This is a genomic window from Paracoccaceae bacterium (assembly GCA_012103375.1).
Taxonomy (GTDB): domain Bacteria; phylum Pseudomonadota; class Alphaproteobacteria; order Rhodobacterales; family Rhodobacteraceae; genus WLWX01.
The window spans coordinates 575,359-596,516 of sequence record WLWX01000001.1 but is presented as its reverse complement, the minus strand read 5'-3'; the positions used below and the strand labels follow the sequence as shown (position 1 = coordinate 596,516).

Sequence of the window (21,158 nt, the reverse complement as noted above, 5' to 3'; positions counted from 1 at the left end):
CCATTAATTGCCCCACACCAGCGTTGCATCGCCTACCCCCGGTCAGGCAATCACCCGGCTTGGCGAAGCCAAAATCCACCCCCTCTAATCAGCCGACGATCCGGCTGCCAAGCCGCCGAGACCATGAAAAAACGGCCCGGAGTTTCCTCCGGGCCGCCCTTGTTACGATGTCGTTCAGATCAACGATACTGGATCGTCTCGAACTGCTGATCCTTGACTTCGACTTCACGGTAGGAGCCTGCGGACTCACCACCACCGATCAGTTCAACCGCGGACGCACCGACATAGTCGACATCCCCACCATCGGCGAGGATTTGCAGCGCCTTGGCCAGCTCACCAGGGAAGATTTTTTCGCCCGGTGCGTTGGCGACGTCAAAGATCTTGTCTTTGAAATCTGCACTTGCTGACGACCCTGCGGCCTGCATGGCCAGCATGATCAGCGCGGCAGCGTCGTAGGATTCCGGCGTGAACGGCGATGTTCCGTCAAAGCCTTCGGCGGTGGCAATCTCGGTATAGGTTGCCATGCCGGGGCTGTCGGTGCCCGCAACCTGACCAAACGACCCGTTCAGGTCTTCACCAATGGTCAGAATGTTGTCACCGATCATGCCGCCGGGCAGCACGAAACGTTCCCATGCGCCCGCGTCGAGTGCGGCCTGAACGATCCCGCGACCACCCTGGTCGAGGTATCCGGCAACCACCAGAATCTCACCACCGGCCGAGGACAACGCGCCCACTTCAGCGGAATAGTCCGCTTTGCCGTCTTCGTGGCTGGTGTTGATGGTAACTTCACCGCCAGCCGCTTCAAATGCAGCTGCAAAGCTGTCCGCCAGACCCTTGCCATAGTCGTTGTTGGTATAGGTCAGGGCGACCGACTTGATGCCTTTTTCCATGATAACCTCGGTCATCACCTGGCCTTCGCGGGCATCGGAAGGCGACGTGCGGAAGAACAACCCGTCGTCTTCGGCGTCCGACAGGGCCGGGCTGGTGGCCGAGGGTGAGACCATGACGATGCCGTTCGGGCGCGCCACGTTTTGCAGAATCGCGCCGGTCACACCGGAACAGTCGCCGCCAACGATGGCGTTCACACGGTCCGACGTTACCATACGCTCGGCGGCGGTCGTGGCCGCGGCCGAATCGATGCAGGTCGAGTCACCGCGCACAGATGTCACGTTCGAGCCATCCAGAAGCAGGCCGGATTCGGTGACTTCGGCCATTGCCAGTTCAGCGCCAGCGGCCATCGGGCCGGTCAGCGATTCAATCGGGCCGGTGAAGCCGAAGATGATGCCAAGTTTGATGTCTTCGGCCATCGCGCCAGACGCGATAAGCGAGGTGGCCGCAGCCGTCAGAAGGAGTTTTTTCATAGTCTTCCCTATTGGTTTGTTATGCGCTGGCCCCGGCTTCGGTCAGGTCCTTCCACTGATCGCGCGCGTGTTGCACGGCTGCGGGATCGTGCCCGTCGAACAGGATGCAGGTACGCTCGAATCCGCTAACCTCTGCCGGGGTCACCGGCGCGCCGTCGATGGCCATCAGGCAGGCCGGGTTATTGGTGGGCGCGTCTCCGGTCAGCAGGATCGGCTGGGCGGCATCGTGGTCGCCGCCCGCGATGCCGTGGGGCAGGAATCCCTCGCCCGCCTGCCAGAGGGCACGGTCCAGCCAGTTGCGCCGATCCGCATCCGTCACCCGCACCGCCACCCGCCACCCGTTGGCCAGCGATTTTTCCAGCAACAGCGGCAGCGTCGCCTCCACCGGGTTACGGGTCAGGTGATAAAAGAACGCCGCCCCCATTTGCGCGTCAGCCCTGCGGCTCGTACCGGTCGCGCACCAGCCGGTCCAGCGTCAGGACGCCCCAGCCGGTGGCACCTTTGGGCGCGTATTTCGTGGCCGCTTTCACCTGTGCGGTTCCGGCGATGTCCAAGTGGCACCAGGGCGTGTCATCCTTGACGAAACGTTGCAGAAACTGCGCCGCAGTGATTGAGCCTGCGGCCCGCCCGCCGACATTCTTCATGTCGGCCTTGTCGGATTTCAGCTGTTTGTCATAAGCATCGGCGAGCGGCAGCCTCCAGGCCCCCTCACCCTCCGCATTCGCGGCCTTCAAAAGCGCGTTGCAGAACGGATCGTCGTTGGAAAACACGCCGGTGTTTTCGTGGCCCAGCGCGATGATGACCGCCCCGGTCAGGGTTGCCAGGTCGACCATCGCGGCGGGTTTGTATTTTTCCTGCACGTACCACATGACGTCACACAGGACGAGGCGCCCTTCGGCGTCTGTATTGATGACCTCGATGGTGTCGCCCTTCATGGATTTGACAATGTCGCCAGGGTGTTGGGCGCGCCCGTCTGGCATATTCTCGACCAGGCCGACGATGCCGATCACGTTGGCCTTGGCCTTGCGCATCGCCAGCGTCTTCATGGTCCCGGCGACGGTGCCCGCGCCGCCCATGTCCATGGTCATATCTTCCATGCCGCCCGCCGGTTTCATCGAGATGCCCCCGGTGTCGAACACCACGCCCTTGCCGACCAGCGCCAGCGGGGCGTCGCCCTTCTTGCCGCCAAGATGTTGCATCACCACGACTTTCGATGGGCTTTCCGAGCCCATGCCAACCGCCAGAAGCGAGGCCATGCCAAGCTTTTCCAGCGCCGGTTCGTCCAGAACCTCGACCTTCAGGCCGGTGGATTTCAGATCGACCAGCTGATCGGCAAAGCTGTTGGTGGTCAGCACATTCGCCGGGGCCGAAACCAGATCGCGGGTGAAGAACACGCCCGCGGCACGGACCGCGACATCGGCGGCAGCGGCCTTGGCGGATTTGGCGTCCGTCACCATCATGGTCATCGACGGTTTGGATTTCTTGCTGTCCTTCTTGTCCGAGCGCATGTCGGCGTAATCATAGGCGCGCAATGTCATGCCCAGCGCCAGTTCTTCGGGGCGACGCAAAGCGCCTGCCAGAACAGTCACCGGCCCGTCGGCGGCTGCGCGCCCGATCGCGGCCCCGGCGCGGCGCGCTTCATCAACATTGGCGTTCCGGTCAAGGCGCACGATCTGCAATGCCGTCGCCGCAAGCCCCGCCGGATAGGCAAGGTCGCGCGCGGTTGCAGGCTTCATTTCAGCGCCTGCATCACTTTCCGCGAAGCGTTTCACCGCGCCTTTGCACAGCCGGTTGACCCGCCGTGCGCCGACATCAAGCTGACCGTTCTTGCCCAGCAGGACCACGATCCGCCCCTTGATTGCGGCAAGGTCTTCCAGGTTGGTTTCGATGATATTGACAGCGATCGGCGTGGTCATGGTCTGCGTCCTTTGATCCGGGTTTTGCGGACCTTAGACCTGCCGCTGGTCAGTTGCCAGCAAGCGGCGCCCCACAAACCGCAGAAGCCGGTTCCACCAGCGCGCGCAATGGGCTAACCTTAGGGCAGAGCATGACAACAACAAACGCCACCACGACCAACAGGTAACGACCGCTTGGACCGATTCGACCGATATCTGCTGTCGCAGCTGCTGATAGTTTTCGGCTTTTTCTCACTCTTCCTGGTGCTGGTGTATTGGGTGAACCGGGCTGTCCGGCTGTTTGACCGGCAGATCGGCGACGGCCATTCAACGCTGGTGTTCCTTGAGTTGAGTGCGCTGACCCTTCCGGGCATCATCCGCCTGGCCCTGCCGGTGGCCGGGTTCGTGGCGTCGGTCTATGTGGCCAACCGGCTTATTGCGGAATCCGAACTGGTGGTGGTTCAGGCGACCGGGTCCAGCCCGCTGCGGCTGGCGCGCCCGGTGCTGATGTTCGGCGTCGTCATCATGTCGATGGTTCTGGTGCTGAACCACTTTCTGGTTCCCGCGTCGCGCGCCGAACTGGCGCAGCGTGATGCCGAACTGTCGCAGAATATCTCGGCCAGGTTGCTGACGGCGGGTGAATTTGTGCATCCCAGCCGCGATGTGACCTTCTATGTCCGCGACATCACCCGCCAGGGTGAGATGCTGGATATCTTCCTGTCGAGTGCCGACAGCGATGGGTTTCAGAACACATACACAGCGCGGCGCGCCTATCTTGTCACGCGCAACGATGGCCCCAAGCTGCTGATGTTCGAAGGCGCCTTGCAGACGCTGGACCCCGAGACGCGCCAGCTGACTGTCAGCCGGTTCGAGGATTTCGCCTTCGACCTGAGCGAGGTAACGGGCGATGCCTCGACCGTGCGGCGCACTTATAATCATGTGTCGACGATTGAATTGCTGCGGGCCGACCCGCAACTGGCCGAGGATTTGCGCACCACCCCCGGCAAGTTGCTGGCAATCGGGCATCAGCGGACGACCGCCGCGCTGGTGGCGCTGATTGCGCCGATGCTGGGGTTCCTGTCGCTGCTGACGGGCCGGTTCAGTCGCTTCGGGTTGTGGCGGCAAATCGCGATGGCCACCGGGCTGATCGTCATGATCAATCTGGTCGACACAGTCGTACTGAGCGTGGTTGAGGCGACGCCTGCGCTGTGGCCGATGGCCTATGTCACGCCATTGTTCGGCGCAGCCTGTGTGCCGGGGTTGATCTGGTGGGCATCGCGCGCGAACCGCGCCAGCCGCCGCGCCGGGCGCCAGCAGACCGGGGTGCCGGCGACATGAGGCTGCATATCTATTTCGCGCGGCGTTTTCTGACCTCTTTCGGGGCCGTGGCTGGGGTGCTTGGCGGCGTTCTGGCGTTGTTTTCGATGATCGAACAAATCGGACGGTTCGCTGGCGACGATGTCACCTTCATCCAGCTTCTGGGGCTGACGCTGTTGGATGTGCCGGGTGCAATATACGACGTGCTGCCGCTGATCATGGTTCTGGCGACGCTGACGCTGTTCCTGGCGATGGCACGCTCGAGCGAGCTGGTGGTGACCCGCGCAACAGGGCGGTCGGCGCTGATGGCACTGATCTCTCCGGTGTTGATGGCGCTTTTGCTGGGGATCCTTGCGGTGGCGGTCTTCAACCCCATCGCTGCGGCGACACGGGCACAATATGATGTGACCGCTGCACGTTATGACAATGCGGGCACCAACACGTTGTCCATCGGGCGCAGCGCTTTGTGGCTGCGTCAGGGCGATGCGACCCAGCAAACGGTGATCCGCGCCGGGTCTGCCGAACTGGAGGGCACGTTGCTGGGCGATGTGACCTTCGTGACCTTCGATGCCGAGGGCAACCCCGTGCGCCGGGTCGAGGCCGAATCTGCGCGGCTGGCCGGTGGGCTTTGGAATCTGGAGAATGCCAAGGGCTGGCCGCTGGATGCGGACAACCCTGAACGCGCGGCCGCGACCTTTGATGTGGCCACGCTCCGCTCGGGCCTGACCGAGGATCAGATTCGCGACGGCTTTGGCGCGCCCTCGAAAATCTCGATTTGGGATTTGCCGGATTTCATCCGGTCGCTTGAATCGGCCGGGTTTTCGGCGCGCAATCACCGGGTCTGGATGCAATCGGAACTGGCCTTGCCGGTGCTTCTGGTCGCCATGGTCCTGATCGGAGCGGGCTTCACGATGCGCCACACGCGCTTTGGGCGCACCGGACTTATGTTGCTTCTTTCCCTCGCTACGGCATTTACGCTCTATTTCATCCGAAATTTCGCGCAAATCCTTGGCGAAAGCGGACAAATTCCGGTAGAGCTTGCTGCGTGGGGTGTCCCCATTGCGGCAATCTTGCTGCCACTGGGACTGATATTTCACATGGAGGACGGTTGATGCGGCGATTGATGCTAGCTTTGAGCTTGGTGCTCATGCCTGCATTCGCACTGGCGCAAGTGGCGCTGGTGGCCGACAAGGTCTTCATTCGCAACGATAAAACGCTGGTTGCCGAAGGCAATGTCGAGATTTTTCAGGATGGAACGCGGCTGCGCGCCAGCCGAATCGAATACAACGAACAACGCAACAGCCTGAAGATCGAAGGGCCGCTGTCGCTGGAAGATGGCTCGGGATCGATTCTTTTGGCAGAGCAGGCTTCGCTGGATGAAGGGCTGCGCCGCGGGATTCTGACCAGCGCGCGAATCGTTCTGGACCAGCAGCTGCAGATCGCCGCGAATGAGGTTGCGCTGGTCGATGATCGCTACCGCGCGCTGACCAAAGTCGTCTCGTCAACCTGCCGGGTTTGCGCGACCAGCCAGACGCCGCTGTGGGAAATCCGGGCCGAGCGGGTGATCCACGACACCGAAGAACAGCAACTGTACTTCAAGGGCGCGCAGTTCCGGGTTGCCGGTGTGCCGCTGGCCTATCTGCCGCATCTGCGCATACCGGGCCCCGAGGTTGAGCGTCAGTCAGGCGTGCTGCTGCCAACACTCAAATCCAGCAGCAAGCTGGGGTTCGGGGTCGAGGTTCCTTATTTCCAGACGCTGGGCGCGTCGGCTGATGTTACCTGGACACCGCTGCTGACCACCGACACGCGCACCCTGGGCGCACGGTATCGGCAGGGATTCTCGACCGGGCATGTGGAACTGAACGGCGCAATCAGCGACGACGATATCATGGCGGGCGATGCGCGCGGTTATCTGTTCGCCGAAGGGGCCTTTGCCCTGCCGGGCGAATTCAACCTGCGCTTTGATCTGAAGTCGACCTCGGACGATGATTATCTGGATGACTATGGCTTCTTCAGCGGCGACCGCCTGACCAGCGTGATCGAAGCGGACCGCGTCGATCGCTATAGCTATACCCGCGCCGGGGTGACCCATTTCAACTCGCTGGATGTGAGCGGGACTGACGAAGATGAGCTGCCTGAAACCTTGTTTGAACTGTCCCACAACAAACGCATTGCTTTAGCGGGCGGCGAAGCGCGCCTGTCCTTCGACTATTATGATCTGAATCGTCCCTCGACCGGCGATATGGTTGGCCGCGACACCGCGCGCCTGGGCATTGGCGCCAGCTGGCGCGGCGATCAGCAACTGGCCAATGGCATGGTTCTGGGGGCCGAGGCTGGTGTGACGGTGGATGCCTATTCCATTGATCAGGACAGCAGCTTTCCCGACGACAGCCCGACGCGGGTGATCCCCTTCGGCATGGTCGAACTGCGCTGGCCGCACACGCGGATGGACGCACGCGGTGGTTATCAGACGCTGGAACCGGTGATGCAACTGGTCTGGTCGGATGACGACGATGTTGCCGTGCCTGACGAAACCAGCGTCATGGTGGACTTTGATGAGGGCAACCTGTTCGCCTCCAACCGCTTCTCGGGCTTTGACATGGTGGAAACCGGGCTGCGCGCCAATCTGGGTGTGACCTGGACACGCTATGACGAAGACGGCTGGTCATCGGCGTTTTCGGTCGGCAAGGTGCTGCGGTTTGACGATGAAGACCAGTTTGCCGAAGAAACCGGCCTGCGCGGGGATCAATCCGATTGGCTGGTCGCCGCCGCCTTCAACATGGGCGACAAGGTCTCGCTGGCGAACCGGGCAATCTTTGACAATGGGTTCGATTTCACCTCGAACGAGGCGCGGGTTGATGTGCGGACTGACCGGGCAATGTTCTCGGGCGCGTATCTGTGGATGGAAGGCGAACCGGCGGAAGACCGCCCAGATGACATGCATGAGCTTTTGGTCGACGCCAGCTATCGGCTAAGCCGTCACTGGACCGGCAGTGTTGATGGCCGGTACGATTTCATGGGGGATCGCTTTGCCGAGTTGGGTGTTGGCCTTGAATACCGTAACGAATGCGTGCGCGTCGGCTTTTCAGTCTCGAACAGCTACGACGATGCGGTTAGTACGGATGTCGATACCAGCTATGGGGTCGAACTTCAGTTGCTTGGCATTGGCGGCGGTTCCAGCGACCAAAGCTATGCCCGTCAATGTGGTACATTCTAAGCCACATTTGCCCGCAAATCGCCCGGCCCCTGCAACGAAACCCGTAACGGATGCCTGATGTGACCTGTTCTGTCTTTTCCCGTGCCCTGCTTGCCCGAATTGCCCTGTGCGTCGGCCTGTTGATGACCCTGTTGCCGGTTCCTGCGCCGGTGGCGGCGCAAAACCTGTTCGCCCCGGCTGCCCGCGTGAACGACCGCGTCATCACCCGGTATGAGGTGCGACAACGCGCCCGCTTCCTCAAAATTCTGGGGGCGAATGGCGACCTTAACAAGCAATCACTGGACCGGCTGATTGAAGAACGCGTGCAATTCGACGCCGCTGCCGCCCTTGGATTGTCGGTGACCGAAGCCGGGATTCAGGCCGGCATGGAAGAGTTTGCCAAACGCGCCAACATGGACGCCAACAAGCTGATCGCGGCCTTGCGGCGCGCCGGCGTGGAAGAGGAAACATTCCGCGCCTTTGTCGAGGCCGGATTGCTGTGGCGCGAAGTGATCCGCACGAAATTCGCCGAATCCACAAGGATCGACTCGATCGAAATTGATCGCGCCTTAGCACAGCCGCAGGCAGGCAGCACCAAAGGCGTGCGGGTTCTGCTGTCGGAAATCATCCTGCCTGCGAATTCGGCGGCGGCAAAGAAACGCGCGGACGCCAGGACGGCCGAGATTCTTGGCCTGAACAGCATCCCCGCATTTGCGGCGGCGGCCAGAAAATATTCGGCGGCAGCCTCGCGTGGGCGTGGCGGGCGGATCGATTGGCTACCGCTCAGCAATCTGCCGGGCAATATCGGCAGCCAGATCCTGACGCTGAAGCCCGGCCAGGTCGCCGGTCCCTTCCCGGTGACCAATTCGGTCGCCTTCTTCCAGCTTCGCGAGATTGAAGAAGGTGGCCCCGGTGCCACCGCCAAGGCCGTGGATTACGCGCAATTCCTGTTTCCCGGTCAGCGCACGGAATCAAACCTCAAGGCGTTGTTGAAAGTCGCTGGAAAAGTGGACACCTGCGACGATCTCTATGCCTTTGCCCGCAAGGAACCCAAACGCCTGATCCGGGTCCTGCAACCGACCGAGGCGGTGCCCGGCGACATTGCCATTGAACTGGGAAAATTGGACCCGAACGAGATTTCGACCGCGCTGGTGCGCGGCGGAAACCTGGTCTTGCTGATGCTGTGTCAGCGCACGCGCATGCAAAACCAGCAGGGCGACGACGGGCCGGACCGGAAAGCTGTCGAAAATCGCCTGCTTAACCAGCGTCTGAGCGGTCAGGCCGCTGCCTATCTGGCCGAGTTGAAAGCCAATGCCTCGATCGCGCTGGCGCGCTAGGCGCGGCACTTCATGACGCAGGCGCCCATCGCGCTCAGCTGTGGTGACCCGTCGGGCATCGGCCCTGAAATCGCGGTCAAGGCGCGGGCGGCGCTTGGCGCGGATTGCCCGTTCTTCTGGATCGGCGCCCCCCGGCATCTGCCATCGGGGGCCGAGTTTGCGCTGATCGACAGCCCAGATCAGGCACAGAGGATTTCGCCTGCGGCCCTGCCCGTCCTGCCCATGGCAATTGCGCAGAATGCGGTGCCTGGTCAGCCCGATGCGGCGAATGCCACAGGAGTCATCGCAGCGATTGAACGGGCCGTGACGCTGGTTCAGGCGGGCGATGCCGCGGCCGTCTGTACGGCGCCGATTCACAAGAAGGCGTTGAAGGATGGCGCGGCGTTTGCCTTTCCCGGACATACCGAGTTTCTGGCCGCACTCGCCGGGATTGACCGCGTCGTGATGATGCTGGCCTGTGACGCGCTGCGGGTCGTTCCGGCAACGATCCACATTCCTCTGGCCGAAGTGTCCGCCGCCCTGACCCCGGCCCTGTTAGAGGACACGCTGCGCATCACCCATGCCGCAATGATCCAGGATTTCGGGCTGGCCGACCCGCGCATTGCCGTGGCCGGGCTGAACCCCCACGCAGGCGAAGGCGGCGTCATTGGGCGTGAGGAGATCGAGGTGATCGCCCCCGTTCTGAACCGCCTACGGGCCGAGGGGATGCGCCTGAGCGACCCAATGTCCGCCGATACGATGTTCCACGCGGGCGTGCGGGCGCTGTATGACGTGGCCGTGGCGATGTACCACGATCAGGCGCTGATCCCGATCAAGACGCTGGATTTTTCCGGCGGGGTGAATGTGACGCTGGGCCTGCCGTTCGTGCGCACCTCGCCCGATCACGGCACCGCCTATGACATCGCCGGAACCGGGCGCGCGGATGCGACCTCGTTAATTGCGGCGCTGCGGATGGCGCAGGATATGGCGTCGGCGCGAAGGTGAGGGGTTTCTGCGAAAAATCGGCCCTCGGCCAAGGGGCGGAACGGAAGATGCGCGGATGAGTGCCATCGACGATCTGCCCCCCCTGCGCGACGTGATCGCGGCCCATGGGTTGAGCGCGCGAAAATCGCTGGGGCAGAACTTTCTGCTGGATCTGAACCTGACGTCAAAGATTGCACGTTCGGCCGGGGATCTGACCGGCTGCGACGTGTTAGAGGTTGGCCCGGGCCCGGGTGGGCTGACGCGGGGGCTGTTGGCGGCGGGCGCACGTCGGGTGCTGGCGGTGGAAAAGGACGCGCGCTGCTTGCCCGCCCTGGCGCAGATTGCCGATGCCTATCCGGGGCGTTTGCAGGTGATCGAAGGCGATGCGTTGGAGATTTACGTGATGGCGCATCTGACCCCGCCGATCCGCATCGTTTCAAACCTTCCCTATAACGTCGGAACCGCCCTGCTGACCCGCTGGCTGGACCCACCCGCGTGGCCACCATTCTGGGATTCGCTGACCCTGATGTTCCAGCGCGAGGTTGCCGAACGCATCGTCGCAACGCCGGGGGCTTCGGGTTACGGACGCCTGGGCGTATTGGCAGGTTGGCGCAGTGATGCGCGCATCGTGATGAGCTTGCCACCTGGCGCCTTCACCCCGCCGCCCAAGGTCAGTTCAGCAGTGGTCCGGCTGGACGCCCTGCCCACCCCGCGTTTTCGAGCCGATGCGCGCGTGTTGTTGCCGCTGGTGAAGGCGGCCTTCGGGCAGCGCCGCAAGATGCTGCGCTCGAGCCTGAAGGGCGTCGCGCCGGGGATCGAAGAGCACCTGATCGCCGCCGGAATCGCGCCAACCGCACGCGCCCAAGAAATCCCGGTACAGGATTTCTGCGCCCTGGCCCGGCAGATTGCGCAAGCGTGAACCAGCTAATGTTGCCATCCCAAATATCTGAATCGCGAAAGAATTGATCTGCGCCCGGTGCGCGCCGAAGGCGCGAGGCGCGCACGCCGGACCGGCCCCACCGGTCCGGCGTGCGCCCTGCTAAGGTTGGGCGTTCGACTTTGGGAATCGTTGCAGATTAAATGGATGAAGCTTTAAGGTTGTCTGAAATCAGAGCGACAAACGCGCAAGCGTATCGCCTATAAAATCTGCAACAATGGCCCACGGCGAACACCCGTCGTCAGCTGGGCGCACCGGGCGCAGGCCATCACAATTTTCGGAGTGTTACTCGGCCGCCTCGGGTGCCTCGGGCGCTGCATCCGGTTTTGGGGCCGCTGGTTTGCGGGTGCGTGGGCGGCGCGTCTTGGGGGCGACGGATTCGGGCGTTTCCACCAGATTGCTGTCAACGGCGGGCTCTGCTGCCATGTCCACATCAGGTTGGGGCGCATCGGCGGACAGCGCTGCGGGCGCGTTCTGATCTGCGTTGCCGTTGCGACGCTCATTACGTTGATCCGGGCCGCGGTCATCGCGCTGATCATTGCGACCACCCTGGCCACCTTGAGCGCCCTGATTTCCGTCACTGCGGTTTTGCTGATTCTGCTCGCGCTGGCGATCCTGTTCGGCACGCCGCGCGTCCTGTTCCTTCTGCGCCTCGGCCAGCATGCGGGTGTAATGTTCCGAATGCTGCTGGAAATTCTCCAGCGCCACGCGATCACCGCTTAGCTGCGCGTCCCGCGCAAGCTGGTTGTATTTGTCGATAATCTGCTGCGGCGTGCCGCGCACTTTACCTTCGGGGCCCGAGCTGTCGAACACACGATTGACGATATTGCCCGACGGGGGGCTGTTGTTGCGGTTTTTATTCCGCGAACGGGATTTGGAAGATCTCATTCTCATCCTGATACGCTGTGGCCTCGGCCTGGGGTTCGCTCCGATCCAGCGAGAAGTTCGCCGGTCCCTGGCATCTGATTGGCAAGGGCAAAGGGGATGAGGCAGCAACGTCCCGGCTTTGCTTGAGGTAGGAATAATCATGCCGCGCGCCTTCTGACAAGCAAAAAACCCGCTACGCGGCTGGATTTGGTCGGTTTTTGGCCGAAGTGCGCCGGTTTCACCACGATTTCAGGGGCGTTAACGCAGGCGCGCGACGATAACCCGGTCGTGGCCGTTCAGATCCTTGTGTGGCGGCGCGACCTCCAGCCCGGCGGCGGCGAAAATGTCGCTGACCGCCCGGGCCTGGGTTGCGCCGATTTCGACCATCAGGCGACCCGCCAGGGTCAGGTGCCGGGCGGCTTGTTTGGCGATGGCGCGGTAGGCATCCAGCCCGTCGCCGCCGGGCGTCAGCGCGATGCGCGGTTCATGGTCGCGCACTTCGGGCGCAAGATCCGGCATTTCACCTTCGGCTATATAGGGCGGGTTCGAGGTGATGAGGTCAAAGCGACCCGACACATCCTCTAGCCAGTCAGAGGTGTCAAAGAACGCCCGGCTTTCCAGCCCGAAAGCGGCGCGGTTTTCGCCCGCCACATCAATCGCGCGTTCGCAAATGTCGGTGCCGACGCCGGTGGCGCCGTTGCGTTCCAGCAGCAGCGTCAGCAGGATACAGCCGCTGCCGGTGCCAAGATCAAGCACCCTGTCGAACGGCACATTCAATGCCGCGTCGATCAGGGTTTCGGTATCCGGGCGCGGGTCAAGAACATCCGCGGTGACGCGGAACCGGCGGCCATAAAACTCGCGCCAGCCGGTGATTTGCGACACGGGCTGGCGGGCCGCGCGGGCGGCGATTGCCGCATCGAACCGGGCCAGACCATCGCCCGGCAGCGTCTCGGACATCGCAAGGGTCAGACGCTCGGGCGGGATTCGCAACGCATGGGCCATCAACCGGCGTGCATCGCGTGCCGGCGTATCGACGCCTGCCGCCGTCAGGCGCGCAATCGCCTGGCGCAGGGTCTGATCGGCCGTCATAGCCCGGCGTCGGCCAGCCGCGCGGCCTGATCGTCGGCCGTCAGCGCGTCCACAACCTCGTCCAGGTCGCCCTGCATGATCTGATCCAGCCGATACAAAGTCAGCCCGATGCGATGATCGGTTACGCGCCCTTGCGGGAAATTATAGGTGCGGATGCGTTCGGACCGATCGCCCGAACCGACCTGCGATTTGCGATCTGCCGCGCGTTCGTCATCAACGCGCTGACGTTCCATATCGTAAAGCCGGGCGCGCAGAACCTGCATCGCGATGGCGCGATTCTGGTGCTGCGATTTCTCGGAACTGGTGACCACGATGCCGCTGGGCACATGGGTAATCCGAACGGCGGAATCGGTGGTGTTGACGTGCTGCCCGCCCGAGCCGCTGGCCCGCATGGTGTCGATGCGGATATCGCCGGGATCAATGTCGATATCAACGTCTTGCGCTTCGGGCAGCACCGCGACGGTGGCCGCCGACGTATGGATGCGCCCGCCGCTTTCGGTGGTTGGCACGCGCTGCACCCGGTGCACGCCGCTTTCGTATTTCAGCCGCGCGAATACCCCTGACCCGGTGATGTTGGCCACGGCTTCCTTGATGCCGCCCAGCTCACTCTCGGAATGTTCGATAAGGGCAAAGGTCCAGCCCTGCGCCTCGGCGTATTTCTGATACATCCTAAGCAGGTCACCGGCGAATAACGCCGCCTCGTCGCCGCCGGTTCCGGGGCGGATTTCAATAATCGCGGATCGTTCGTCGGCGGCGTCCTTTGGCAGCAGCGCGACCCGAAGCGCCTGTTCCAGGACTGGCAGGCGGGCGCGCAAGGTCGGCAACTCATCCTCGGCCAGGGCGCGCATTTCGGGGTCGTCCAGCATCGCCTCGGCCTCGGCCAGGTCGGATTGCAGGGTGTTGTATTCGCTGATTGAGGCGACGACCGGCTTCAGATCGGCGTATTCCTTCGCAAGATCAGCGATTTGCCCGGGGTCGACGCCACCGGACATTTTCGCTTCGAGGAACTCGAACCGTTCGACAATTTGTTGCAATGTATCCGCAGGAAGCATCGCTGACCTGTCTCGCATCGGCGTGATTTGGTCAAGGGCGGGTTTTGTGGTAAAAATGGACCATGCGCAGCTTGATGACAGCCTTGATTCTGGGCCTTCCATTGGCCGCCCCTGCGTTTGCAGACGTCAAACAGGGTCAGAAAGTCATCGACTGTTTCTGCACTGACAAATCCGGTCTGCGCGTTGAATTGGGTGAGAATATCTGCCTTCAGGTCGACGGGCGCGCCTTCATCGCACGCTGCGAGATGAGCCTGAATGTCCCGATGTGGCGGGACACTGGTGAGGGATGTTTGTCGAGCCAGGTCAAACCTGCACCCAATATGACCCCGATCCCGACGGCGGGCTAACCGGCGCGTCAGCGATAGGGTACGCCGGGCAGGATACTCAGAATCTCGAACAGCAGGTTTGCCCCGGTCAGGGCGGTGTTGCCGGTGGTGTCATAGGGGGGTGAGACTTCGACAAGGTCGGCCCCGACGATGTTGAGGCCGCGCAGCCCGCGGATCAGCTCCATCGCCTGCGGCGTGGTCAGCCCGCCAATCTCGGGCGTGCCAGTGCCAGGGGCATAGGCAGGATCGAGGCTGTCGATGTCGTAGGTCAGGTAAACCGGGCGCTCGGGGCCGATGGCGGTGCGAACCTTCTCGGCCAGCGGGGTCAGGGATTTGTGCCAGATTTCGGGCGCGAGGACGCAGTTGAAGCCCCAGCCCTGCGCCTCGGTAAAATCCTCCGCCGTATAGCCGGTGCCGCGAAGGCCGATTTGCCAGACATGTTCGGCGCTGATCAGATTTTCTTCGTAAGCGCGGCGAAAGACGGTGCCGTGGGTTTCCTTTTCGCCGAACATCTCGTCATTCACATCGGCATGGGCATCGACATGGACCAGCGCCACCGGCCCATGCTTCTTGGCGATGGATCGCAGGATCGGCAGGGTAATCGTGTGGTCGCCGCCGATGCCGACAGGTTTCACGTCATGGGTAAGAAGATTGTCATAGAACGCTGTAATAATGCGGATACTTTCGGCCAGGTTGAATGTATTGATCGGCACATCGCCCACGTCGGCGCATTGCAGGGCGTCAAACGGTGCAGCGCCGGTTTGAATGTGATAGGGGCGGATCATCGCACTTTCAGAACGTACTTCCTTCGGTCCGAACCGCGTCCCTGACCGCCACGAGGTGCCGTGGTCCATTGGGATGCCGACAATAGCCACGTCAAGCCCCGCCGCGCTGCCCACCTGTGGCAAACGCATGAATGTGCCGGGTCCGGCAAAGCGCGCCAGGTCATTGCCGCTAATCGGTTGGTTGGGCATATCGGTCTCCTGTTAGTCGAGTGTAATGTTCTGGCGGGTCAGATCATCGGCCACGGTTTTTATCACGTTTTCAAGTGTTTCCGCGATGAAGCTGATCTGAAGCTCATCAATGGTCAGCGCCGGGGACATGACATTCAGATGGCCGATGGGCCGGACCATCAAGCCGCGCGCTTCGGCCGCGTCGGCGATCAGGTGGCCGATGTCGACCGCATCCGGCAGCAGCGCCTTGGTGGCCTTGTTGGCAACGAATTCGACGCAACCGATCAGGGCTTTGCCACGGACATCCCCGACCAGCGGCAGGTCAGCCAGCGGGGCGAGTGCGGTCTGAAACAGCGCGCCCATTTTCACGGCGTTTTTCAGCAGGCCTTCCCGTTCGATAATCTCGATATTCTTCAGCGCTGCCGCGCAGGCCACCGGATGGCCGGAATAGGTGAAGCCCGAGGTGTACCAACGATCCTCAGACGCCATCGCGTCCCAAATCTGGTCCGAGAATATCAGTGCACCTATCGGTTGATAACCGCTCGATAACCCTTTGGCACAGCAGATTATATCCGGGATCACGCCATAGACATCCTTACTCGCGAACCAATGCCCCAGCCGCCCAAAGGCGGTCACAACCTCATCCGCGACCAGCAGGATGTCATGGCGATCACAAACCTCTTTCATGCGGGCCAGATAGTCGTCGGGCGGGACCAGAACGCCACCGGAGGCCTGGATCGGTTCGGCGAAGAACGCGCCGACGCGGTCGGGCCCGATGCGGTCGATCTCCGCCTCGAACTCGGCCACCAGCCAGTCGGTCAGATCGCCCTCGCACCCCTCGGGCAGGCGGTACTGGTGCGGTGCGTGGATGTGGCTGATGCCATCGCTCAGATAGCGGAACTCGGGCGCGCGGTCGCCGTCGCGCATCCCCAACGACATCGCCGCGAAGGTGGATCCGTGATAGGAATGCTGCCGCGCGATCACATGGGTCTTGTCGGGCCGGCCCATCGCCGCCTGCGCATAAGCCACCATGCGGAAGGCGGAATCGAGCGCGGTGGACCCCCCCGTCGTCAGGTGAACCCGGTTCAGATCACCCGGCGCCAGTTCGGCCAGTTTGGCCACCAAACGTGCGGCGGGGCCATTCGACATATCGACGAAGGTCGACGAAAACGCCAGCCGCTGCGCCTGATCGGCGATGGTCTGGGCCATCTCGCTGCGGCCCAGCCCGATCTGCGTGCACCATAGCCCGCCGACCGCATCCAGATAGCGATTGCCCTGATCATCCCACAGCAGCAGCCCGTCGCCCTTGACGATCACGCGGCGTTCCGGCGCGCCTTGCATCTGGTTCCACGGGTGCAGGTTATGCGCCGCGTCCAGCGCGGCAAGATCGGCATTTGTGTCAGTCATAGCGGTTGGGCCTTTTCGACGAGGCGGGCGAAATAGGACGCGCCGATCGGGGCCACCGCGTCGTTGAAGTTGAACGCCGGGTGGTGGCAGAACGGCCCGATGCCCTGCCCCAGAAATGCGTAACAGCCGGGGCGTTCGTTCAGGAAATAGGAAAAATCCTCGGCCCCCATATCGGGTAAGCGATCGGCGATGGTCGCCGCATCCCCGACAACCTCGCGCGCGACGGCGGTGGCGAAGGCGGTTTTGTCGGCGTCATTTATCGTTGCCGGGTAATTCATGCGATAGTCCAGGTCAGCGGTGCAGCCGAAGGCCGCCGCCTGACCTGACACAATCTCCTCCATGCGGCGGCGCGCCATGTCTTGCACGCCGGTGTCAAACGTCCGCACCGTGCCCGCGATGGTCACATCAGCGGGGATCACGTTGGTCGCCGATCCGGCGCTGATCTGCGTGACCGACACGACCAGTTCGTCTTTGGCGCGCACATTGCGGCTGACGATGGTGGAAAACGCCTGCGCCATGGCCAGCGCGGGCGGGATCGGGTCCACCGCTTCGTAAGGATAGGCACCGTGGCCGCCCTGCCCAGTCACGGTGATAAAAAAATCATCCACCGCCGCCATAATCCGCCCCGGCGTGGTCGAGATCAGCCCGGCGTCAATTTCCGGATCGCAATGCAGTGCATAGACCTGAGCGATGTCGAATGTGTCGAGGATGCCTTCCTCGACCATGATGCGGCCACCACCGACGGATTCCTCGGCGGGCTGGAAGATCAGCGCCACGCGGCCCTTGAAGTTACGGGTTTCGGCCAGGTATTTCGCGGCCCCCAGCAGCATCGTGGTATGCCCGTCATGGCCGCAGGAATGGGCGACGCCGGGGGTCTGGCTGGCATAATCCACACCCGTCGCCTCGACAATCGGCAGCGCGTCCATATCGGCGCGCAGTCCGATGGTTGGGCCTTCGCCCTGTCCTTCGATGATCGCCACCACACCGCTGGTCGCGATCCCTTCATGGATATCGGTGATGCCAAACTCACGCAGTTTTTCGACCACGAAGGCCGCTGTCTGGTGACACTCCAGGCTCAGCTCCGGGTGCGCATGCAGATGCTGGCGCCATTCGGCCATCTGGGGCGCGAAATCTCCGATGCGGTTGAGGATGGGCATGGCTCGACAGTCCGGGTGGTTCGTTGCGATAACGACCCAATCAGAGGAAGCGGGGCGAAGCAATGGGTGATGACCTGATACGGGACCGGGATGGCGGCATGGACCGGTTGCGCGCGATCATGGCGGCGCTGCGCGACCCCGATGCAGGCTGTCCCTGGGATATCGAGCAGGATTTCGACTCGATTGCGCCCTATACGCTTGAGGAGGCGTATGAGGTTGCCGATGCGATTGCCCAGAAGGATTGGCCCGGCCTGTCGAGCGAACTGGGCGATCTGCTGCTTCAGGTCGTCTATCACAGCCAGATGGCTGCAGAGGCTGGGTATTTCACGCTGGACGATGTGGTGCGCGGGATTTCCGACAAGATGGTTGACCGGCACCCGCATGTGTTCGGCGATGACAGCCGAGACAAGTCGGCAGAACAGCAGACGAAGGATTGGGAGGCTGCGAAAGCCGCCGAGCGCGGCTCGGCGGGCGTTCTGGATGGCGTCGCGCTGGCCCTGCCTGCGCTGACCCGTGCAGGAAAGCTGCAGAAACGCGCCGCGCGGGTCGGGTTCGACTGGCCGACGACCGGAGAGGTGCTCGACAAATTGGCCGAAGAATCGCTCGAACTGGTCGAGGCGAAAGAGGATCTGGGGCCGGATGAGGTGGCCGAGGAATTTGGCGATCTGCTGTTTGTCATGGTCAACCTGGCGCGCCATCTGGACGTCGACCCTGAGGAGGCGTTGCGCGCCGCCAACGCCAAATTCACCCGCCGCTTTGCCAGTATCGAGGGCGCGCTGGCCGAAAAGGGCAAAACACCGGCGCAATCCGATCTGGCCGAAATGGACGCGCTGTGGGATGCGGCAAAACGGGCCGAGAAAGGCCGGTCATAGCGGTCAGTAAGGGTGTGATGATCCGCAAGGGGCAGATGCACGCCGCACCAAAGCCATTCCGCCACCCTGCGCGCCATGTTAGGACGGCGCAACCGCCCCAATAACCACCCAATCATCGGACAGGCCCGCCCATGACATTCCTGCAAATCGCCGCACTTCTGATCGTGCTCGCCGGGCTGTTCGGGTCGGTGAATTACTTCTTCCTCAAGCTGCCATCGTCCATCGGAATTCTGGTGGTCGCGCTGGCGGCCTCGCTTGGGATCATGGGGCTGGATCTGGTTATGCCATCGCTTGGCGTGGCCGATCAGGTGCGTGGTTTCGTGCGCGGCATCGAATTTTCTGAGGCGCTGCTGGAGGGCATGCTGGGGCTGTTGCTGTTCGCGGGTGCGCTGCATGTGAAGCTGTCGGATTTGCAAAAGCAGTGGGGCGTCGTGGCCCTGATGGCGACAATGGGCGTGGCGCTGTCGACGGTGATCGTCGGGTTCGGGTTTTCCTGGCTGACGGGGATGCCCCTGATGGTGGCGCTGGTGTTCGGGGCGCTGATCTCGCCCACCGACCCGGTCGCGGTGCTGGGCGTGTTGCGAGAGGCGAACCTGCAAAAATCGCTGGAAACCAAGATTGCCGGGGAAAGCCTGTTCAACGACGGGGTCGGCTATGTCGTGTTTCTGGTGCTGGTCGGTCTGGCGTTTCCCCATGGGGACGATCACGGCTCGGGCCTGTCGGGGGCCGCACAGCTGTTTCTGCAGGAGGCTTTGGGCGGCGCGCTTCTGGGCATTGTGCTGGGCTGGCTGACGTTCCGCCTGATGCGGCGGATCGACGATTACGCGCTGGAGGTTTTGCTGACGCTGGGCCTGGCCTTCGGCGGCTATGAACTGGCGGTCTGGCTGCATGTCTCGGCCCCGATCATGGCGGTTTGCGCGGGGCTTCTGATCGGCGATATCGGCGCGAAACATGGGATGAGCGAACAGACCCGCCAATATGTCGAAGGGTTCTGGATCCTGATTGACGAGATCCTGAACGCCGTGCTGTTCCTGCTGATCGGGTTCGAGGTCTTCGCCGTCGCCTTTTCCGCCGATCTGGCCACGGCCGGGTTCTTTGCCATCGCGCTGGCGCTGTTCGGGCGTTTTGCGGCGGTACTGGTCCCGGTCAGCCTGCTGCGCCCGCTGCGCGAATTCACGCCGGGAACCGTGCGGATCATGACCTGGGGCGGGCTGAAGGGCGGTATTTCGGTCGCGCTGGCGCTGTCCCTGCCCGAGGGGGACTGGAAACCGCTGATCCTGACCGCCACATACATGGTTGTGCTGTTCTCGATCATCATCCAGGGGCTGACGGTTGCCCCGCTGGCGCGTCGCATCGGGCGCGAACCCGATCTTGTCTGACCCGGACCCGTTGCAGGGCGAACAATCGGACCCATCCCTTGTGCCGCGTGGCACTGATCAGTGCGACACCGATCAGCCTGACGCCGTGGCCAAGCAACAGATCGGACGTGGCCGCAACGCCACCGCGCCGCATCGGATACCGCTGCGCGGTTGGTTCAACATCGGGCTGCGCCTGTGGAAGCGGTTGCGAAGCGACCGGATCGGCCTGATCGCAGCCGGTGTGGCCTTCTATGGTCTGCTGGCGCTGTTTCCGGGCATCGCCGCCTGCGCCGCACTGGCCGCGCTGTGGACCGACCCGGCCATCATCGTCTCAGAGATCACCAAAATCGGCGCGCTGCTGCCAGACGCCGCCGCCACCATCGTCATTGACCAGGCAACCGGGGTTGCCGGCAGTCAGACCGGCGGGCTGGGACTGACCGCGATCATCGGTTTTCTGATTGCGTTCTGGTCCGTTTCTCGCGGGGTGCGCAGCCTGATTGACGGGCTGAACATCGCCTATCAGGAGGTTGAGCGGCGCAGCTTCATCCGCCTTTACCTGACCACTTTCGCGCTGACCCTGTGGCTGATCATCGGCTTTATCATGGCCGTCGCTCTGGCCACCGTGATCCCGGCGGTGTTGGCCTATGCGCATCTGGGTGATGAGTTCGAGGCCACGATAGCACAGCTGCGCTGGGTGGTGATGCTGGTGTTCACCATTCTGGGGCTGGAACTGTTCTATCGCATCGGCCCGTGTCGGCGCGCGGCGGACTGGCGTTGGCTGACACCCGGCGCGCTGCTTGCGACGGCGCTGTGGCTGGCAGGATCGGCGGTGTTCACCTGGTATGTGTCGAATTTCACCAGCTATCAGGAAAGTTTCGGCGCGCTTGGCGGGGTCATCATCCTGTTGATCTGGCTGTGGCTGTCGGCCTTCGTGATCCTGTTCGGGGCCGAGGTTGACGCCGAAATCGAAGCGCAAACTGCCGTGGACAGCACCGTCGGGCCGGATCGTCCGATTGGAAAGCGCGGCGCGGTCAAGGCCGACCAATTGGGATCTGTGAAGAAGCCTTAACA

At 62.7% G+C, this 21,158-nt stretch carries 19 protein-coding genes; 10 read left to right on the top strand and 9 right to left on the bottom strand.

All coding sequences use genetic code 11. The features are described from left to right. Positions 1-179: 179 nt before the first annotated feature. From GKR99_03100 to GKR99_03090, 3 genes are read right to left on the bottom strand one after another with little or no spacing between them, the layout of a single operon-like run. A complete protein-coding gene (locus GKR99_03100; GenBank protein ID NKB26594.1) occupies positions 180-1,361 on the bottom strand; it encodes an ABC transporter substrate-binding protein in 1,182 nt (393 codons plus the stop codon). A gap of 19 nt (positions 1,362-1,380) precedes the next feature. Next, positions 1,381-1,785 (bottom strand): DNA polymerase III subunit chi, encoded by a 405-nt coding sequence (locus GKR99_03095; protein ID NKB26593.1) that lies wholly within the window; start codon positions 1,783-1,785, stop codon positions 1,381-1,383. Positions 1,786-1,792: 7 nt separating this feature from the next. After that, a complete protein-coding gene (locus GKR99_03090) occupies positions 1,793-3,277 on the bottom strand; it encodes a leucyl aminopeptidase (protein NKB26592.1) in 1,485 nt (494 codons plus the stop codon). 174 nt (positions 3,278-3,451) lie between these two features. Here GKR99_03090 and lptF point away from each other — a divergent pair, with 174 nt between their 5' ends. From lptF to rsmA, 6 genes are read left to right on the top strand one after another with little or no spacing between them, the layout of a single operon-like run. Then, entirely contained in the window at positions 3,452-4,594 is a 1,143-nt protein-coding gene (lptF, locus tag GKR99_03085; GenBank protein ID NKB26591.1) for an LPS export ABC transporter permease LptF, read from the top strand. After that, positions 4,591-5,685 (top strand): LPS export ABC transporter permease LptG, encoded by a 1,095-nt coding sequence (gene lptG, locus GKR99_03080; GenBank protein NKB26590.1) that lies wholly within the window; start codon positions 4,591-4,593, stop codon positions 5,683-5,685. Before lptF ends, lptG begins: the two co-directional genes overlap by 4 nt. Further along, complete coding sequence (gene lptD, locus GKR99_03075) at positions 5,685-7,790, top strand: LPS assembly protein LptD (protein ID NKB26589.1); 2,106 nt, start codon at positions 5,685-5,687, stop codon at positions 7,788-7,790. Before lptG ends, lptD begins: the two co-directional genes overlap by 1 nt. A gap of 50 nt (positions 7,791-7,840) precedes the next feature. Further along, positions 7,841-9,106 carry a peptidylprolyl isomerase gene (locus GKR99_03070; GenBank protein ID NKB26588.1) on the top strand — a complete coding sequence of 422 codons (1,266 nt, stop codon included), beginning with the start codon at positions 7,841-7,843 and terminating at the stop codon, positions 9,104-9,106. Between the two features lie 12 nt (positions 9,107-9,118). Further along, on the top strand, positions 9,119-10,090 hold the full coding sequence (gene pdxA, locus GKR99_03065; protein NKB26587.1) for a 4-hydroxythreonine-4-phosphate dehydrogenase PdxA: 972 nt from the start codon (positions 9,119-9,121) through the stop codon (positions 10,088-10,090). A 55-nt stretch (positions 10,091-10,145) separates the two neighbouring features. Further along, complete coding sequence (rsmA, locus tag GKR99_03060) at positions 10,146-10,988, top strand: 16S rRNA (adenine(1518)-N(6)/adenine(1519)-N(6))-dimethyltransferase RsmA (GenBank protein ID NKB26586.1); 843 nt, start codon at positions 10,146-10,148, stop codon at positions 10,986-10,988. Positions 10,989-11,291: 303 nt separating this feature from the next. Here rsmA and GKR99_03055 read toward each other — a convergent pair whose 3' ends face one another. From GKR99_03055 to prfA, 3 genes are all read right to left on the bottom strand, one after another. Continuing rightward, the gene (locus tag GKR99_03055) at positions 11,292-11,894 is read right to left on the bottom strand and encodes a DUF4167 domain-containing protein (protein NKB26585.1); all 603 of its coding nucleotides are present in this window, start codon (positions 11,892-11,894) and stop codon (positions 11,292-11,294) included. Between the two features lie 237 nt (positions 11,895-12,131). Beyond that, positions 12,132-12,962 (bottom strand): peptide chain release factor N(5)-glutamine methyltransferase, encoded by an 831-nt coding sequence (prmC, locus tag GKR99_03050; GenBank protein NKB26584.1) that lies wholly within the window; start codon positions 12,960-12,962, stop codon positions 12,132-12,134. After that, positions 12,959-14,014, bottom strand: coding sequence for a peptide chain release factor 1 (gene prfA, locus GKR99_03045; protein NKB26583.1), 1,056 nt, complete (start codon positions 14,012-14,014; stop codon positions 12,959-12,961). The genes prmC and prfA overlap by 4 nt, the downstream gene beginning before the upstream one ends. 74 nt (positions 14,015-14,088) lie before the next feature. Here prfA and GKR99_03040 point away from each other — a divergent pair, with 74 nt between their 5' ends. Further along, entirely contained in the window at positions 14,089-14,361 is a 273-nt protein-coding gene (locus GKR99_03040; protein NKB26582.1) for a hypothetical protein, read from the top strand. A gap of 8 nt (positions 14,362-14,369) precedes the next feature. On the opposite strand, the gene speB is transcribed toward GKR99_03040, so the two are convergent. From speB to GKR99_03025, 3 genes are read right to left on the bottom strand one after another with little or no spacing between them, the layout of a single operon-like run. Next, entirely contained in the window at positions 14,370-15,314 is a 945-nt protein-coding gene (gene speB / locus GKR99_03035) for an agmatinase (protein NKB26581.1), read from the bottom strand. Positions 15,315-15,326: 12 nt separating this feature from the next. Then, entirely contained in the window at positions 15,327-16,700 is a 1,374-nt protein-coding gene (locus GKR99_03030; protein NKB26580.1) for an aminotransferase, read from the bottom strand. Beyond that, on the bottom strand, positions 16,697-17,857 hold the full coding sequence (locus tag GKR99_03025; GenBank protein NKB26579.1) for an amidohydrolase: 1,161 nt from the start codon (positions 17,855-17,857) through the stop codon (positions 16,697-16,699). The genes GKR99_03030 and GKR99_03025 overlap by 4 nt, the downstream gene beginning before the upstream one ends. Positions 17,858-17,919: 62 nt before the next feature. Here GKR99_03025 and mazG point away from each other — a divergent pair, with 62 nt between their 5' ends. The 3 genes from mazG (at position 17,920) to GKR99_03010 (ending at position 21,156) form a co-directional block, all read left to right on the top strand. Beyond that, positions 17,920-18,729: a nucleoside triphosphate pyrophosphohydrolase gene (gene mazG / locus GKR99_03020; protein ID NKB26578.1), complete on the top strand. Its 810-nt coding sequence runs from the start codon at positions 17,920-17,922 to the stop codon at positions 18,727-18,729. Positions 18,730-18,860: 131 nt separating this feature from the next. After that, the gene (locus GKR99_03015; GenBank protein ID NKB26577.1) at positions 18,861-20,108 is read left to right on the top strand and encodes a sodium:proton antiporter; all 1,248 of its coding nucleotides are present in this window, start codon (positions 18,861-18,863) and stop codon (positions 20,106-20,108) included. Positions 20,109-20,208: 100 nt separating this feature from the next. Continuing rightward, a complete protein-coding gene (locus tag GKR99_03010) occupies positions 20,209-21,156 on the top strand; it encodes a YihY family inner membrane protein (protein NKB26576.1) in 948 nt (315 codons plus the stop codon). Positions 21,157-21,158 lie beyond the last annotated feature (2 nt).